General features: G+C 53.2%; 14 protein-coding genes, 1 tRNA gene and 2 pseudogenes. 13 read left to right on the top strand and 4 right to left on the bottom strand.

The window, feature by feature from the left end; genetic code table 11:
* The first annotated feature begins 5 nt into the window (after positions 1-5).
* Genes nqrE through nqrM form a run of 3 tightly spaced genes read left to right on the top strand, consistent with a single transcriptional unit; the run spans position 6 to position 2,039 of the window.
* Positions 6-602 carry an NADH:ubiquinone reductase (Na(+)-transporting) subunit E gene (nqrE, locus tag ACTJI7_RS07605; RefSeq protein WP_003863217.1) on the top strand — a complete coding sequence of 199 codons (597 nt, stop codon included), beginning with the start codon at positions 6-8 and terminating at the stop codon, positions 600-602.
* A gap of 10 nt (positions 603-612) precedes the next feature.
* Positions 613-1,836, top strand: a complete 1,224-nt coding sequence (gene nqrF, locus ACTJI7_RS07600) for an NADH:ubiquinone reductase (Na(+)-transporting) subunit F (RefSeq protein ID WP_224066314.1) — start codon at positions 613-615, stop codon at positions 1,834-1,836.
* Between the two features lie 2 nt (positions 1,837-1,838).
* Positions 1,839-2,039, top strand: coding sequence for a (Na+)-NQR maturation NqrM (gene nqrM, locus ACTJI7_RS07595; protein ID WP_224066315.1), 201 nt, complete (start codon positions 1,839-1,841; stop codon positions 2,037-2,039).
* Between the two features lie 30 nt (positions 2,040-2,069).
* On the opposite strand, the gene ACTJI7_RS07590 is transcribed toward nqrM, so the two are convergent.
* Positions 2,070-2,933, bottom strand: coding sequence for a glycerophosphodiester phosphodiesterase family protein (locus ACTJI7_RS07590; RefSeq protein ID WP_224066316.1), 864 nt, complete (start codon positions 2,931-2,933; stop codon positions 2,070-2,072).
* 158 nt (positions 2,934-3,091) lie between these two features.
* Between ACTJI7_RS07590 and dinB the strand changes: the two genes are divergently transcribed.
* Positions 3,092-4,150, top strand: a complete 1,059-nt coding sequence (gene dinB, locus ACTJI7_RS07585; protein ID WP_041911133.1) for a DNA polymerase IV — start codon at positions 3,092-3,094, stop codon at positions 4,148-4,150.
* Positions 4,151-4,205: 55 nt separating this feature from the next.
* Here the strand turns inward: dinB and pepD are convergent, their stop codons facing one another.
* Positions 4,206-5,663, bottom strand: coding sequence for a cytosol nonspecific dipeptidase (gene pepD, locus ACTJI7_RS07580; RefSeq protein ID WP_045630671.1), 1,458 nt, complete (start codon positions 5,661-5,663; stop codon positions 4,206-4,208).
* Positions 5,664-5,923: 260 nt separating this feature from the next.
* On the opposite strand from pepD, the gene gpt reads away from it, so the two are divergent.
* The 3 genes from gpt to crl all read left to right on the top strand — a co-directional run bounded on the left by gpt (position 5,924) and on the right by crl (position 8,190).
* Entirely contained in the window at positions 5,924-6,382 is a 459-nt protein-coding gene (gpt, locus tag ACTJI7_RS07575) for a xanthine phosphoribosyltransferase (protein ID WP_003863205.1), read from the top strand.
* Positions 6,383-6,486: 104 nt separating this feature from the next.
* Complete coding sequence (frsA, locus tag ACTJI7_RS07570) at positions 6,487-7,731, top strand: esterase FrsA (RefSeq protein ID WP_028012084.1); 1,245 nt, start codon at positions 6,487-6,489, stop codon at positions 7,729-7,731.
* 57 nt (positions 7,732-7,788) lie between these two features.
* A complete protein-coding gene (gene crl / locus ACTJI7_RS07565; protein ID WP_063155390.1) occupies positions 7,789-8,190 on the top strand; it encodes a sigma factor-binding protein Crl in 402 nt (133 codons plus the stop codon).
* Positions 8,191-8,301: 111 nt separating this feature from the next.
* Here crl and phoE read toward each other — a convergent pair whose 3' ends face one another.
* On the bottom strand, positions 8,302-9,354 hold the full coding sequence (gene phoE / locus ACTJI7_RS07560) for a phosphoporin PhoE (RefSeq protein WP_028012086.1): 1,053 nt from the start codon (positions 9,352-9,354) through the stop codon (positions 8,302-8,304).
* 305 nt (positions 9,355-9,659) lie between these two features.
* Here phoE and proB point away from each other — a divergent pair, with 305 nt between their 5' ends.
* From proB to ACTJI7_RS07530, 6 genes and pseudogenes are all read left to right on the top strand, one after another.
* On the top strand, positions 9,660-10,763 hold the full coding sequence (gene proB / locus ACTJI7_RS07555; RefSeq protein WP_014882684.1) for a glutamate 5-kinase: 1,104 nt from the start codon (positions 9,660-9,662) through the stop codon (positions 10,761-10,763).
* Between the two features lie 11 nt (positions 10,764-10,774).
* Positions 10,775-12,028 carry a glutamate-5-semialdehyde dehydrogenase gene (proA, locus tag ACTJI7_RS07550; protein ID WP_063155389.1) on the top strand — a complete coding sequence of 418 codons (1,254 nt, stop codon included), beginning with the start codon at positions 10,775-10,777 and terminating at the stop codon, positions 12,026-12,028.
* A 111-nt stretch (positions 12,029-12,139) separates the two neighbouring features.
* A tRNA-Thr gene (locus ACTJI7_RS07545) sits at positions 12,140-12,215 on the top strand.
* A gap of 164 nt (positions 12,216-12,379) precedes the next feature.
* A pseudogene (locus tag ACTJI7_RS07540) lies at positions 12,380-12,733 on the top strand (tyrosine-type recombinase/integrase); the annotation flags it as partial.
* Positions 12,734-13,083: 350 nt separating this feature from the next.
* Positions 13,084-14,226, top strand: coding sequence for a hypothetical protein (locus ACTJI7_RS07535; RefSeq protein ID WP_063155387.1), 1,143 nt, complete (start codon positions 13,084-13,086; stop codon positions 14,224-14,226).
* A 75-nt stretch (positions 14,227-14,301) separates the two neighbouring features.
* Positions 14,302-14,475 carry a hypothetical protein gene (locus ACTJI7_RS07530; RefSeq protein ID WP_154818598.1) on the top strand — a complete coding sequence of 58 codons (174 nt, stop codon included), beginning with the start codon at positions 14,302-14,304 and terminating at the stop codon, positions 14,473-14,475.
* Positions 14,476-14,504: 29 nt separating this feature from the next.
* Here ACTJI7_RS07530 and ACTJI7_RS07525 read toward each other — a convergent pair.
* A pseudogene (locus ACTJI7_RS07525) lies at positions 14,505-15,625 on the bottom strand (IS3 family transposase).
* Positions 15,626-15,871: the final 246 nt, after the last annotated feature.

Raw genomic sequence — 15,871 nt, 5'->3', positions numbered from 1 at the left:
CGACAATGGCTCATTACCTGAGTTTATTTGTGCGCGCGGTGTTTGTTGAAAACATGGCGCTCGCCTTCTTCCTGGGCATGTGTACGTTCCTTGCCGTCTCTAAAAAGGTCTCGACGGCATTTGGCCTGGGCGTGGCGGTCACCGTTGTGCTGGGGCTTTCGGTTCCGATTAACAACCTGGTGTTCAACTTCGTGCTGCGGGACGGCGCGCTGGTGGAAGGCGTCGATCTTAGCTTCCTGAACTTCATCACCTTCATCGGGGTGATTGCGGCGCTGGTACAAATCCTGGAGATGATCCTCGATAAGTATTTCCCGTCGCTGTACAACGCTCTGGGGATCTTCCTGCCGCTGATCGCGGTGAACTGCGCCATCTTCGGTGGCGTCTCGTTTATGGTTCAGCGCGATTACAACTTCAGTGAATCGGTGGTGTACGGCTTCGGTTCCGGTATCGGCTGGATGCTGGCGATTGTCACCATGGCGGGGATCCGTGAAAAAATGAAATATGCCAACGTGCCTGCGGGGCTGCGTGGCTTAGGGATCACCTTTATCACCACCGGCCTGATGGCGTTGGGCTTTATGTCCTTCTCCGGTGTGCAGCTATAAGGGCTAACAGATGGAAATTATTCTTGGCGTGGTGATGTTCACGCTGATAGTACTGGTGCTGTCAGGGCTGATTCTGGCGGCGCGCGCAAAGCTGGTTAATTCCGGGGATGTGATCATTGATATCAATGACGATCCGCAGAACCAGATCCGCACTCCGGCAGGGGACAAGCTGCTTAATACGCTCTCGGGCAACGGGATTTTTGTCTCGTCAGCCTGCGGTGGAGGCGGCTCATGCGGGCAGTGCCGTGTGACGGTGAAAGAGGGGGGCGGTGATATTCTGCCTACTGAACTGTCGCATATTACGAAGCGCGAAGCGAAAGAGGGGTGCCGCCTGGCGTGCCAGGTCGCGGTGCGTCAGAACATGAAGATTGAGCTGCCGGAAGAGATTTTCGGCGTGAAAAAATGGGAGTGCGAGGTTATCTCGAACGATAACAAAGCCACGTTCATTAAAGAGCTTAAGCTACGTGTCCCTGAAGGGGAGAGCGTCCCGTTCCGTGCAGGCGGGTATATCCAGATTGATTGTCCGGCGCACACCGTGGCCTATGCGGACTTCGACGTGCCCGATGAGTACCGGGCCGACTGGGATAAATTTAATCTCTTCCGCTTTGTTTCCGAGGTAAAAGAGCCCGCGCTGCGCGCCTATTCCATGGCTAACTACCCGGAAGAGAAGGGCATTATCATGCTCAACGTGCGTATCGCCACGCCGCCGCCAAACGTGCCTGACGCGCCGCCGGGCGTGATGTCGTCGTATATCTGGTCCCTTAAGCCAGGCGACAAGGTGACGATCTCCGGTCCGTTCGGCGAGTTTTTTGCTAAAGATACCGACGCCGAAATGGTCTTTATCGGCGGCGGTGCGGGTATGGCCCCTATGCGCTCGCACATCTTTGACCAGCTCAAGCGTCTCGGCAGCAAGCGTAAAATCAGCTTCTGGTACGGTGCGCGCTCGCTGCGCGAAATGTTCTACGACGATGAGTTTGAACTGCTGGCGCGCGAGAACCCGAACTTTACCTTCCACGTGGCGCTCTCCGATCCGCAGCCGGAAGATAACTGGACGGGCTATACGGGATTCATTCACAACGTGCTGTATGAAAACTACCTCAAACAGCACCCGGCACCGGAAGACTGCGAGTTCTATATGTGTGGTCCGCCAATGATGAACGCCGCCGTGATCAAGATGCTCAAAGATCTCGGCGTGGAAGATGAAAACATCCTCCTTGATGATTTCGGAGGCTGATTATGTTGACCTTTCTGGCAACCTTTGCGGTGTTTTTGCTGGTGGTGTTCGGTATGTCTTTAGGCTGGATCATCCAGCGTAAAAGCATTCAGGGCAGCTGTGGAGGTATCTCTTCCATCGGAATGGAAAAGGTGTGCGACTGCCCCGAACCGTGCGATGCACGTAAAAAGCGCATGGCCCGGGATCAGCAGAGGATCATCTAGGAAAAGGCCGCTCCGTGCGGCCTTTATCATTTATTTTGCCCAGCTTTTGGCTTTGGCTGGTGAGTCTACAAGAACCCCTTCGGCACCCAGTGTTTTCGCCTTCTGGTAATCCTCTTCAGAGTTCACGCCGATAAAAATAAGATGGGCATTGCCCTGAGAGCGGAAGCAGTCAACGGCCTCTTTGTCCCACGTTAATGTTGCAGGAGAGACACCTTCGCCTAAGGTGAATTTCTCGACCACTTCTACTTTTCGGTTTAACTCAAGCCCATACCAGTAATCGTCCATTTTTTGTGAAGGAGGCAGACATTCATGGCTCAACGAAATCGTGGCCAGGCGCGTGCGGGTTTCGCTGCGCGTGACAAAGCGGGGGATTTCGACAGGCAATGCTTCCATATAGCGATCTTCGGTTGAATAAACGCGAACGCGATTCAGGCTGTTGGTCTCTTTCAGTACGTTAAGCAGCGCGTTGCCCATGGTCGCCGGATCGGCATCCGGCGATTTGATGTCAATGAAAAAATGCGTATCTGGCCAGGCGCTCAGCACCGACTTCAGCGTCGGTATCGGGGAATTAAGCAGGTTTTCCGGCAGGTCCTTATCTTTCCACTTCACGCTGGCATCCGCCTTTGCCAGTTCTTCAGCGGTATACTGTGACACCTTTCCCTGCAGATTGGTTAACGCTTTCAGATCGGCAGGTCGATAGAGAACCGGTACGCCATCCCGACTTAACTGCACGGTTATCCAGACGATATCTGCTTTGTTTTCGAGGGCGAGCTTAATGGCTGGCAGGGTATTTTCAGGTGCATCCGCAGTCCCGCCCCGGTGGGCAACGATCGCAGGGCTAGCAGATGCAGCACTCGCCAGAAACAGTAACGAAATCGAGAGAATTTTCTTCATGAATAATTACGCTCCATTGATTGCCTAAGTGTATGTATATAAAAGTTTTATTACGAATGTTTGTAACACGTTTATATGACAACCGTGAGTAAGGAAAATAGCTGACGCATTTTTTGCCTTTTGTTATACTGTATATAAATACATGTGTGGTATGACCGATGCGCAAAATAATCCATGTCGATATGGACTGCTTTTTTGCCGCAGTGGAGATGCGTGACAACCCGGCGCTGCGGGATATTCCCATCGCCATTGGCGGCAGCCGCGTTCAGCGCGGTGTGATCAGCACCGCCAACTATCCTGCACGCAAATTTGGCGTGCGCAGCGCCATGCCGACGGCGATGGCGCTGAAACTGTGTCCGCACCTTACTCTTTTGCCAGGGCGCTTTGACGCCTATAAAGAAGCCTCAAACCATATACGCGAAATCTTCTCCCGCTACACCTCACTGATTGAACCGCTTTCGCTGGACGAAGCCTATCTGGACGTCACCGACAGCCTGCACTGTCACGGCTCCGCTACCCTGATGGCGCAGGAGATCCGCCAGACCATTTTCAACGAGCTGAATCTCACCGCGTCGGCAGGCGTCGCGCCGGTAAAATTTCTCGCCAAAATTGCTTCCGATTTAAATAAACCCAACGGCCAGTACGTCATCACCCCTGAAGAGGTCCCGGCGTTTTTAAAAACGTTGCCGCTTGGCAAAATCCCCGGCGTAGGCAAAGTCTCCGCCGCGAAGCTGGAAAGTATGGGGTTACGCACCTGCGAAGACGTGCAGCGAAGCGACCTGGCTATGCTGCTCAAGCGCTTTGGGAAGTTTGGCCGCGTGCTGTGGGAGCGCAGTCAGGGCATTGACGACCGCGATGTAAACAACGAACGGCTTCGTAAATCGGTCGGGGTTGAGCGCACGCTGAGCGAAGATATCCATGACTGGTCAGAATGCGAAACCATTATTACGGAACAGCTCTATCCGGAGCTGGAGCGACGCCTGATCAAAGTAAAGCCTGATTTACTGATTGCCCGACAGGGCATCAAGCTGAAATTTAACGACTTTCAGCAGACGACGCAGGAGCACGTCTGGCCGCGCCTGAACAAAGAAGATCTTATCGCAACAGCGAAAAAGGCGTGGGAAGAACGACGAGGCGGACGAGGGGTGAGGCTGGTGGGACTGCACGTCACGCTGCTGGATCCACAGCTGGAGCGTCAGCTGGTTTTGGGATTGTAGATTACACTCATCGTAGGCCCGGCAAGCGTAGCGCCGCCGGGCAACAGACGACAAATTACTTCGCAGGGATCGCCTTCAGCAGTTCCGTCAACAGCGTCCAGTAATGGCCGACGCTTTCAATATGAACCTGCTCATCCGGCGAGTGTGGACCGGTAATGGTTGGCCCGATGGAAACCATGTCCATGTCCGGATACGGCTTCTTAAACAGACCACATTCCAGACCCGCGTGGATCACCTGGATGTTCGGGGTGCTGTTGAACAGACGCTGATAAGTTTCACGCACCAGCGCCATCACCGGAGAGCTTGCATCCGGCTGCCAGCCAGGGTAGCTGCCTTTGGCGGAGGTTTTCGCGCCCGCCAGCGCACCCAGAGATTCCAGCATGCTTACTACATACTCTTTACCGCTGTCGATCAGGGAGCGGATCAGGCAGATAATTTCCGCGCTGTCGTCGCTCATGGTCACCACGCCCACGTTCAGAGAGGTTTCCACCACGCCTTTCGCCACGTCAGAGTTGCGAATCACGCCGTTTGGCGTCGCGTTCAGCAGCTGAACGAAGCTATCGCGAGACTGCGCGGTCAGGGCGGCTTTATCCGTAGACACGGATTCCAGCACTACGGTCAGGTTCTTCTCTTTCGCCGACAGTTCGTTTTTCAGGATATCCAGGTAGACGCTGGAGAGTTTTTTCAGCTCGTCCGCTTTCGCCGCTGGCACCGCCACGGTGGCAAAGGCTTCGCGTGGGATCGCGTTGCGCAGGGTGCCGCCGTTGAAGTCCACCAGACGCAGGTCCAGCTCGGCCGCGTGGCCCGCCAGGAAGCGCGCCAGCAGTTTGTTGGCGTTGCCGAGACCCAGATGAATGTCGCCGCCAGAGTGGCCGCCTTTCAGCCCTTTCAGCGTCAGCTTGAAGGTCTGGAAGCCAGCAGGGATCGCTTCGCGTGACAGCGGCAGGGTAGAGATGAAATCAATCCCGCCCGCGCAGCCCATGTAGATCTCACCTTCTTCTTCGGAGTCGGTGTTGATCAGGATATCTGCCTGCAGCCAGTTCGCCTGCAGACCGAACGCGCCGTCCATGCCCGCTTCTTCGGTCATGGTCAGAAGAACTTCCAGCGGACCGTGTTCAACGCTGTCGTCAGCCAGCACCGCCAGCGCAGAGGCCATACCGATGCCGTTGTCCGCGCCCAGGGTGGTGCCGCGCGCTTTTACCCAGTCGCCATCGATGTACGGCTGGATTGGGTCTTTAGTGAAGTCGTGAACGGTGTCGTTGTTTTTCTGTGGCACCATGTCCAGGTGCGCCTGCAGTACAACCGGTTTACGGTTTTCCATGCCTGCGGTAGCCGGTTTGCGGATCAGAATGTTGCCAACCTGGTCGCGCTCTGCGTGCAGACCTTTTTCCTTCGCCCAACCCATAATATGTTCGGCAAGCTGTTCTTCATGGTAGGAAGGGTGTGGAATGGAGCAAATTTTGGCAAAAATATCCCACAGCGGCTGCGGAGATAATTGAGACAGTTCAGACACGATAAGTCTCCTTGTCGAGGCGCTGCAAACAGGGTTGCAGGCCACAGGGTTAGCAGGTTAATAGTTACCACAAGACAGGCTTGCGAGATGCAACTGAGAATACCACTTTCTCTGCTGGCTGGTAGCATAAAGCATGTAAAAACTCAGGCAGGGAGCGCTAAACACTGGTTTTTAGTGCGCCAGATCTCTATAATCTCGCGCAACCTATTTCCCCCTCGAACACTTTTTAAGCCGTATAAAAACAGGCTGGGACACTTCACATGAGCGAAAAATACGTCGTCACCTGGGACATGTTGCAGATTCACGCACGCAAACTGGCTGCGCGTCTGATGCCTTCCGAACAGTGGAAAGGCATTATTGCCGTCAGCCGTGGCGGTCTGGTACCGGGGGCGCTGCTGGCACGTGAGCTGGGTATTCGTCATGTCGATACCGTCTGCATCTCCAGCTATGACCATGATAACCAGCGTGAGCTGAAAGTGCTGAAACGCGCTGAAGGCGACGGTGAAGGCTTCATCGTTATCGACGATCTGGTGGACACCGGCGGTACTGCGGTCGCTATTCGCGAAATGTACCCGAAAGCGCACTTCGTGACGATCTTCGCTAAGCCAGCGGGTCGCCCACTGGTTGACGATTACGTCATTGATATCCCACAGGATACCTGGATTGAACAGCCGTGGGATATGGGCGTGGTCTTCGTACCGCCTATTTCAGGCCGTTAATTTCAGTACGTAACTTTACACGCCCGGCTATGCCGGGCGTTGTTCTTTTTATCCCGCCACGCGTTACAATGGGCACTATATGACGTATCCATGGAGGCAACGCAATGACGCAGGCGAATCTCACCGAGACTCTCTTCAAACCCCGTTTCAAACACCCTGAAACGTCGACGCTGGTCCGTCGGTTTAATCCGGGAACCATGCCTGCCGTCCAGTCCGCTTTAGACGGTAAAAACGTGCCCCACTGGTATCGCATGATTAACCGCCTGATGTGGATCTGGCGCGGTATCGATCCCCGTGAAATCCTCGACGTGCAGGCGCGTATCGTAATGAGCGAGTCGGAGCGTACCGACAGCGAGCTCTACGACACGGTGGTGGGCTACCGGGGCGGGAACTGGATCTACGAATGGTCTAAACAGGCGATGCTCTGGCAGCAAAAAGCCAGCCAGGAAGAGGATGCCACGCGAAGCGGCAAGCACTGGCTGCATGCGGCCAACCTCTACGCCATCGCCGCCTATCCGCATTTGAAAGGGGATGAGCTGGCCGAGCAGGCTCAGGCGCTGGCGAATCGTGCTTATGAGGAGGCTGCTCAACGCCTGCCGGGTCAGATGCGCGAGCTTGAGTTCGCCGTTCCGGGCGGTGCGCCCGTCACCGGGTTCCTGCACATGCCTGAAGGTGACGGCCCGTTCCCGACCGTGCTAATGTGCGGCGGGCTGGATTCCCTGCAAATCGACTATTACAGCCTGTATGAGCGCTACTTCGCACCAAAAGGGATCGCGATGCTGACGCTCGATATGCCTTCTATTGGATTCTCATCGAAGTGGAAGTTAACGCAGGATTCGAGCCTGCTGCACCAGCATGCGCTTAAAGCGCTGGAAAATGTTCCGTGGGTTGACCACACCCGCGTCGCGGCGTTCGGCTTCCGTTTTGGTGCCAACGTTGCGGTACGTCTGGCTTACCTTGAATCTTCACGTCTGAAGGCCGTCGCCTGCCTGGGCCCGGTGGTTCACGCCCTGCTCAGCGATCCTGCCCGTCAGGGCAGCGTGCCGGAGATGTATCTGGACGTCCTTGCCAGTCGCCTTGGCATGCATGATGCCTCAGACGAAGCGCTGCGCGTCGAACTCAATCGCTACTCGTTAAAAACGCAAGGGTTGCTTGGACGCCGCTGCCCGACGCCGATGCTGTCCGGTTTCTGGAAAAACGATCCGTTCAGCCCGGAGGAAGAGTCACGCTTAATCACTTCGTCATCTGCGGATGGCAAATTGCTTGAGGTGCCGTTCAGCCCGGTGTATCAGAATTTTGACAAAGCCTTGAAAGAGATCACGCGCTGGATCGCCCAGAGAGTGTGTTAATAGATTGCTAAATTTCGCTGGTTTGGTAAAACAGTGGCTTCACAAAAGGAGATCGCAATGACGTTACCGAGTGGACACCCGAAAAGTAGGCTGATCAAGAAATTTATGGCTCTCGGCCCGTATATTCGAGAAGAGCAGTGTGAAGAGAATCGCTTTTTTTTCGACTGCCTGGCTGTATGCGTCAACGTGAAGCCTGCACCCGAAAAACGTGAATTCTGGGGCTGGTGGATGGAAATGGAAGCAGAGGAGAAACGTTTTACGTATAGCTATCAGTTTGGCCTGTTTAACAAAGACGGCAACTGGCAGGCCACGGCCATCAAAGATCAGGAAGTGATCGATCGCCTGGAATACACCCTGAAAGAGTTCCACGACAAAGCGAGCGCGCTGCTGGCCACCCTGGACCTTAAGTTAGAGCCAGCGGATGACTTTTCCAGCGAAGCGGTGAAGCTGACCGCGTAATGGTTTTTCCCTCTTCCTGTGGAAGAGGGCCGGGGTGAGGGCAGCAGACCGCATTTACCCTGGGCAAAAAAATCCCGGCTTGTATGCCGGGATTTTCTTATTTGGATAATCTTAGAACTGATACGTCACACCCAGCGCAACGATATCATCGCTGCTCACGCCCAGCTTATTATCGTCGTCAATCTGGTTGATTTTATAATCAACAAACGCGGACATGTTTTTGTTGAAGTAATACGTGGCGCCCACGTCAATATATTTCACGATATCTTCGTCGCCAATGCCTTCGATATCTTTACCTTTGGACTGTACATAACCCACGGATGGGCGCAGACCAAAGTCAAACTGATATTGTGCAACCACTTCGAAGTTTTGCGCTTTATTTGCAAAACCACCGGAGATAGGGGCCATATTGCGGGTTTCAGAATAAATAGTGGCCAGGTAAATATCGTTCGCGTCGTATTTCAGACCGGTTGCCCAGCCCTCGGCTTTTTTACCTTCACCGCGCGCCTGCAGGTTCTGCGCGTTGGTGCGATCGGAGCTGGCATAAGCACCAATGACGGAGAAATCGCTGCCGCCGAAGTCATAGGCCAGAGACGTACCAAAGCCGTCACCGTTCTGCTTTTTCACGTCGCGGTTTTCGTTTTTGCCCTGGTACTGCAGGGTCATATCAAGACCGTCTACCATGCCAAAGAAATCGGTATTGCGGTAGGTGGCCAGTCCGGAGGCACGTTTCGTCATGAAGTTGTCGGTCTGTGCCAGGCCGTCACCGCCGAACTCAGGGAACATATCGGTGTATGCCGCGACGTCATAAAGCGCGCCCAGGTTACGGCCGTAATCCAGTGAACCAAAGTCTTTCAGTTTAATACCGGCGAACGCCAGACGTGTTTTCTGCGAGGAGTCGCTTTCAGCTTTGTTACCTGCGAATTCAGCTTCCCAACGGCCATAGCCCGTCAGCTGATCGTTAATCTGGGTTTCGCCTTTAAAACCGAAACGAACGTAAGTCTGGTCACCATCTTTGGTGTCATCATCACTGATATAGTGCATAGCTTTCACTTTGCCGTACACGTCCAGTTTATTACCGTTTTTATTATAAACTTCTGCTGCGTGAACAGATGCGGAAGCCACCACGCCCATAACCACTAATGCCAGAGTGCTCTTTTTCATTTTCGATCCTGTCTTATAAACGCGCTTTAAAAATTCGCTGGACGATAAGCTGATGCTTAAGTCCCGTGAAAAAACAGGAAGGGTTTTATCGTTCTGGAATGAAACTTTTATGACAAACTAAGAATAATTTTAAAAAACTGTGATTTATTATTACGGTAATAAATTTGTCAAATTCTGCCGCTACGCTTCCTGATCCCGCGCAACAAAGTGCCTGGTGATGCACTAAGGCAGTTGGCAACCGGGCTGACTCCTGTTAAAACGTTCGTTCGACATTACTTTCCCTTATCGTTGAACGGCAGAGAATCATGAGTGACAGCCAGACGCTGGTGGTAAAACTCGGTACCAGTGTGTTAACAGGCGGATCGCGCCGCCTAAATCGCGCCCACATTGTTGAGCTTGTACGCCAGTGCGCTCAGCTGCATGCCGCAGGGCACCGTATTGTGATTGTGACCTCCGGGGCGATTGCCGCCGGGCGTGAACACCTGGGTTACCCCGAACTCCCCGCGACGATCGCCTCTAAACAGCTGCTGGCCGCCGTGGGACAAAGCCGACTCATTCAACTCTGGGAACAGCTGTTCTCTATCTACGGTATTCACGTCGGGCAGATGCTGCTGACGCGTGCGGATATGGAAGACCGGGAGCGCTTCCTGAACGCCCGCGATACCCTGCGCGCGCTGCTGGACAACAATATTGTTCCCGTTATCAACGAAAACGATGCCGTTGCCACCGCTGAAATAAAAGTGGGCGATAACGATAACCTCTCTGCGCTGGCCGCCATCCTGGCGGGTGCCGATAAACTCCTGCTTCTGACCGATCAGCAGGGGCTGTTCACCGCCGACCCGCGCTCCAACCCGGAAGCCGAGCTGATTACCGATGTTCATGGTATCGACGATGCCCTGCGCGCCATCGCCGGTGACAGCGTGTCCGGCCTCGGAACGGGCGGGATGGGGACCAAGCTGCAGGCCGCCGACGTGGCGTGCCGCGCCGGTATCGACACCATCATTGCCGCGGGCAGCCGCCCTGGCGTGATTGGCGACGTGATGGAAGGCATTTCCGTCGGCACCCGCTTCCACGCCCAGGAATCCCCGCTGGAGAACCGCAAGCGCTGGATCTTTGGCGCGCCGCCTGCCGGTGAACTCACCGTTGATGAAGGGGCAACCGCGGCGATTCTGGAACGAGGGAGTTCATTGCTTCCTAAAGGAATTAAAAGCGTGACAGGCAACTTCTCCCGTGGTGAAGTGATCCGCATCCGCAACCTTGAAGGTCGCGACATCGCGCATGGCGTAAGCCGCTATAACAGCGATGCCCTGCGCCGCATTGCGGGCCACCACTCGCAGCAGATCGACGCTATTCTGGGCTATGAATATGGCCCGGTTGCCGTGCATCGCGATGACATGATTATTCGTTAAGGAGCCAGAACATGCTGGAACAAATGGGCGCAGCCGCGAAGGCCGCCTCTTACAAACTGGCGCTCCTTTCCAGCCGCGAGAAAAACCGCGTGCTGGAAAAAATCGCTGATTATCTGGAAGCTCAGTCTCAGGACATTTTGCTTGCCAACGAGCAGGATCTGCTGGAAGCGCGTCGAAACGGCCTGAGCGAAGCGATGCTCGACCGCCTGGCGCTGAACCCGGCGCGTCTTAAAAGTATCGCCGATGATGTTCGTCAGGTTTGTAATCTGGCCGACCCGGTAGGACAGGTGATTGACGGTGGGCTGCTCGACAGCGGTTTGCGTCTGGAGCGTCGCCGCGTGCCGCTCGGCGTCATCGGCGTGATTTATGAAGCCCGTCCAAACGTGACGGTTGACGTCGCTTCCCTGTGCCTGAAAACCGGTAATGCCGCCATTTTGCGCGGTGGGAAAGAGACCTGGCGCACCAACGCCGCGACGGTGAAAGTCATCCAGCAGGCGCTGGAAGAGTGCGGTTTGCCGGCGGGGGCCGTGCAGGCGATTGAGAGCCCTGACCGCGCACTGGTCAACGAGATGCTGCGCATGGACAAATACATCGACATGCTGATCCCACGCGGTGGCGCGGGCCTGCACAAGCTATGCCGTGAGCAGTCGACCATTCCGGTCATCACGGGCGGCATCGGCGTATGCCATATCGTGGTAGACGACAGCGCCGAAATTGAGCCAGCGCTGAAGATTATCGTCAACGCCAAAACTCAGCGTCCAAGCACCTGTAACACCGTGGAAACGCTGCTGGTGCACCAGGGGATTGCGAGTACTTTCCTGCCAGCCCTGAGCAAACAGATGGCGGAGAGCGGGGTGACGCTGCATGCTGATACCAATGCCCTCGCGCTGCTCCAGGGTGGCCCGGCTAGCGTGGTTCCCGTAAAAGCGGAGCAGTACGACGACGAGTTCCTGTCGCTGGATCTGAACGTGAAGGTGGTTGTGGATCTCGACGACGCTATTGCGCACATTCGTGAACATGGCACGCAGCATTCTGACGCGATCCTGACGCGTACGCTGCGCAATGCCGATCGCTTTGTGAATGAAGTGGATTCCTCTGCGGTATATGTGAACGCCTCCACCCGCTTCACGGACGGCGGCCAGTTCGGACTTGGCGCAGAAGTGGCGGTCAGCACGCAGAAACTGCACGCGCGCGGTCCGATGGGCCTTGAAGCGCTGACCACCTATAAGTGGATCGGCTTCGGTGACGATACGATTCGTGCGTAAATAGTCACGGGTGATGCAAAAATAGCCGTTTGATTCAAAAGGGCATTGACGCATCACCCGGTTAGATCTAACCTTTTGCCCCGTGGTTACACTCGTAACCGACCTCTCAGGGCCGATATAGCTCAGTTGGTAGAGCAGCGCATTCGTAATGCGAAGGTCGTAGGTTCGACTCCTATTATCGGCACCATTCAAGCATCTCTCAAAGTTTACTCAAGTCATCCGGAACCCTTTATACTCTAGGTTTAAGCCCTTCCTCATTATTTTGAGGTCTAGCGAAGTACCCCTTAATCTACATCACTTTGGGGGTATATCCGGGGGTATATGCTGTTCGGTCTAAAGGAGATACCCCCACTGAAGCTAAACGCTCGACAGGGAGAGACCGCTAAGCCAAAGGACAAGCCATACAAGATGGCTGATGGCGGTGGGCTTTATCTGCTTGTTAACCCCAATGGTGCTCGTTACTGGCGCTTAAAATACCGTGTTGATGGCAAAGAAAAGCTCCTGGCTTTAGGTGTTTACCCTGCCGTTACCCTGGCTGATGCTCGTTCAAAACGAGATGAAGCTAAAAGGGGGATCGCTGGGGGTATCGATCCGGGGGTATTGAAGCAAGAAGAAAAAATCACTCGGGCCTTGGCGGTAACAAACACATTCAGAGAAATTGCTCTGGAATGGCATGAAAGCAAGCTTAAGAAATGGTCTGCTGGATAACCACTCTTCGAAGCAGGGCTGGTCTAACCCAAAAATCCTCAAATTTAGCCCAAACCCATAAAAGAGTTAGCCAAAAAACAGAGTGTATTCATTTAAATCAATAGGTTAAGTGCGTTGGGCTAAATGGTCCAACCGGGCTGACTACTTTTCTGTGTATATAACGAATTTTTCTGGAGTGGAAATGAGCGATCGTTCAAACGTGATACAGATGGGCTGGTGAGGCGTATTTTAAACAGGAACAGTCGGAGGATATACATCAGGCTTTGGGCATGACCAGAACGGATAAATTTTAATATGCCTATCTTCCTGATAGGATTAATCCGGATTATTTCAACTGGGATAGGGATATGAATAAAACTTTGATTGCAACATTAGTGGGCATAACGATGTTAACCGGGTGCGGGCCACAAGAGTTAACCCCGGAACAAAAACAGGAAGTTGCGGCTCTTAAGACTGAGCTATCACAGACTGAGGGCGAAATCTTAGCAGCGAAAGAAGTTGATCAACAATTTTCTGGTGGGCTGATCAAGAATTTAACCACCGCAAGACTGGAAGTTTTGGGAACGAATAAGGCTCTTTTGGAACAGCGTATAAATGCTATTGAGTCCGGTGCCAAAATTGATGTAGTAGTCTCTGGTACCAAGCCAGACCCTGAACTTGCGGCCTCCATTAAAACAGAGATCGATAATCTGACTGCAAAAATCAACGAAGCTAAAGCAGATGCCAGCCAGTACACTGGCGGTTTGATACAGGTACTCAAACTATCAGCCGTTGCCACTGAAGAACAAAGCATGGCTATGCTGCAGCAAAAATATCTAACCGCTAAGTATGGTCTCGCTGAAGTTAAGCTTGCACCAATTCAGGACAGTGCAGCAACCGCCAGTGACAAGAAGGAAGCAACGGCTAAAACTACACAAGAACAACCCCCTCTGTTGCCACCCGCTGAAGGCCCGTTCGGTCTTGAGGCTGGTCTGACCCAGAAAAATATCGAAGATATGATCGGGGCAAAGCTAAAACCACTACCGGACAGCGTGAATCTTTATACTTCCGATAAACTACCAAAGCAAAACGCGGATTTTGAAATGTATGGTTTGTTGATCTCGCCTAAAGCTGGCTTATGTCAAATTAGGGCTGTCGGTAAAAACATTGATACCGATAGCTATGGGCTTGCCTTGAAATCCCGGTTTGAAGATTTAAGTAGTTCGTTAAGCTCACTTTATGGAAAGGCCGAAACCACAGACCTTTTACTGGCTGGTTCAATCTGGAAAGAGCCTCAGGACTGGATGATGGGGCTAAATAAAAAAGAGCGCTTCCTATCCGCCACCTGGAAAGGCACAAAAGAAACGCCGCTAAAAAATAATATTGGCGCTATTTCTATCGAAGCCAGAGCGAACAGTTCTGCACAGGGATATGTTTACCTACAGTATACATTTACAAATGATGATGTTTGTCAGGCTGAGATTGAGGGAGCGAAAAAGAGCTCTCTGTAACTAATCATGCAAAAGCCTCATGAATTGGGGCTTTATTGATATTGATATAAATATATTGTGTCTAACGGGAGAGATATGAATTCACGTGATGAAGCTGGTTCGTTTGGTTTACCTGAAGGAGAGAAAGGTGAAATCATCATCATGATAGATTTTGGTGAGTTTATGGAGGTTTACACAGAACAATCCACATATAAACTCATGACTCCAGATAGTATTGATCCTAAGAGAGAACATCAAAACGTACCCTAGTGACCTGCCCCCAGTATTAGATACAACCATCAGTTAGTAATGTCGGTTTGTTTACCTTCACATTTTCCATTCCGCCACCGTGCTGCAAACTCTGATGGCGTCTGATAATTCAGTGCTGAATGTGGACGACATTCGTTATAATCCTGCCGCCAGTCATTAATGACTTTCCTTGCGTGAACGATATCACTGAACCAGTGCTCATTCAGACATTCATCGCGAAATCGCCCGTTAAAGCTCTCAATAAATCCGTTCTGCGTTGGCTTGCCCGGCTGGATTAAGCGCAGCTCAACACCATGCTCAAAAGCCCATTGATCCAGTGCGCGGCAGGTGAACTCCGGCCCCTGGTCAGTTCTTATCGTCGCCGGATAGCCTCGAAACAGTGCAATGCTGTCCAGAATACGCGTGACCTGAACGCCTGAAATCCCGAATGCGATGGTAATTGTCAGGCACTCCTTCGTGAAGTCGTCCACACAGGTCAGGCACTTGATCCTGCGACCGGTGGCGGGCGCGTCCATGACAAAATCCATCGACCAGGTCAGGTTGGGCGCCGCCGGGCGGAGCAGAGGCAGACGTTCTGTTGCCAGTCCTTTACGACGCCGTCTGCGTTTTACGCCCTGCCCTCTAAGATGATAAAGGCGGTACACGCGCTTGTGATTAACATGAAGGCCCTCACGGCGCAGTAACTGCCAGATGCGGCGGTAACCAAAACGCCTGCGCTCCAGTGCCAGCTCAGTAATGCGCCCTGATAAATGCGCATCAGCCGCCGGTCGCTGAGCCTCATAGCGACAGGTCGACAGGGACAAGCCTGTAAGCATGCAGGCACGACGTTGCGACAGACCGGTCGCATCACACATCAATACCACGGCTTCCCGCTTCTGGTCTGTCGTCAGTACTTTCGCCCCAGGGCCACCTGAAGTGCCTCCTTATCCAGCATGGCTTCGGCAAGCTGCTTCTTGAGTCTCGCGTTCTCTTCCTCAAGCGATTTCAGGCGCTTAACCTCGGGCACCTCCATACCGCCATACTTCTTACGCCAGGTATAATAGGTGGCGTCGGAAATGGCGTACTAGCGGCAGAACTCACGGGCAGAACCCCCTGCTTCAGCTTCGCGGAGGATACTGATGATCTGTTCGTCGGAAAAACGCTTCTTCATGGGGATGTCCTCATGTGGCTTATGAAGACATTACTAACATCGCGGTGTATTAATCAACAGGGAGCAGGTCACGCTAAGTATCCTGTTACTGGATGAGCTTAGCGTTTTACTCGGAGCGGTAGAAATGGCCGGTGCAACGACATTATGTATTGCTCGTAAACTGACTGGACTGATGAAGGCGGGATGTGATGTTGTTGGAACTCAAATCCTTACCCGGCGTTGGAAAACGGTGGAAGTATTTTTGGG

Origin of the sequence: Enterobacter sp. 22499 (genome assembly GCF_052044815.1) — a bacterium.
Lineage (GTDB): Bacteria > Pseudomonadota > Gammaproteobacteria > Enterobacterales > Enterobacteriaceae > Enterobacter > Enterobacter bugandensis.
This window is presented reverse-complemented; position numbering and strand designations above follow the sequence as displayed.

Bases quoted from the DNA above. Each gene is read 5' to 3' on its own strand.
- ACTJI7_RS07535 (WP_063155387.1), top strand. From the start codon at position 13,084: ATGAATAAAACTTTGATTGCAACATTAGTGGGCATAACGATGTTAACC.
- nqrM (WP_224066315.1), top strand. From the start codon at position 1,839: ATGTTGACCTTTCTGGCAACCTTTGCGGTGTTTTTGCTGGTGGTGTTC.
- proA (WP_063155389.1), top strand. From the start codon at position 10,775: ATGCTGGAACAAATGGGCGCAGCCGCGAAGGCCGCCTCTTACAAACTG.
- ACTJI7_RS07530 (WP_154818598.1), top strand. From the start codon at position 14,302: ATGAATTCACGTGATGAAGCTGGTTCGTTTGGTTTACCTGAAGGAGAG.
- crl (WP_063155390.1), top strand. From the start codon at position 7,789: ATGACGTTACCGAGTGGACACCCGAAAAGTAGGCTGATCAAGAAATTT.
- nqrF (WP_224066314.1), top strand. From the start codon at position 613: ATGGAAATTATTCTTGGCGTGGTGATGTTCACGCTGATAGTACTGGTG.
- nqrE (WP_003863217.1), top strand. From the start codon at position 6: ATGGCTCATTACCTGAGTTTATTTGTGCGCGCGGTGTTTGTTGAAAAC.
- phoE (WP_028012086.1), bottom strand. From the start codon at position 9,354: ATGAAAAAGAGCACTCTGGCATTAGTGGTTATGGGCGTGGTGGCTTCC.
- gpt (WP_003863205.1), top strand. From the start codon at position 5,924: ATGAGCGAAAAATACGTCGTCACCTGGGACATGTTGCAGATTCACGCA.
- proB (WP_014882684.1), top strand. From the start codon at position 9,660: ATGAGTGACAGCCAGACGCTGGTGGTAAAACTCGGTACCAGTGTGTTA.
- dinB (WP_041911133.1), top strand. From the start codon at position 3,092: ATGCGCAAAATAATCCATGTCGATATGGACTGCTTTTTTGCCGCAGTG.
- frsA (WP_028012084.1), top strand. From the start codon at position 6,487: ATGACGCAGGCGAATCTCACCGAGACTCTCTTCAAACCCCGTTTCAAA.
- ACTJI7_RS07590 (WP_224066316.1), bottom strand. From the start codon at position 2,933: ATGAAGAAAATTCTCTCGATTTCGTTACTGTTTCTGGCGAGTGCTGCA.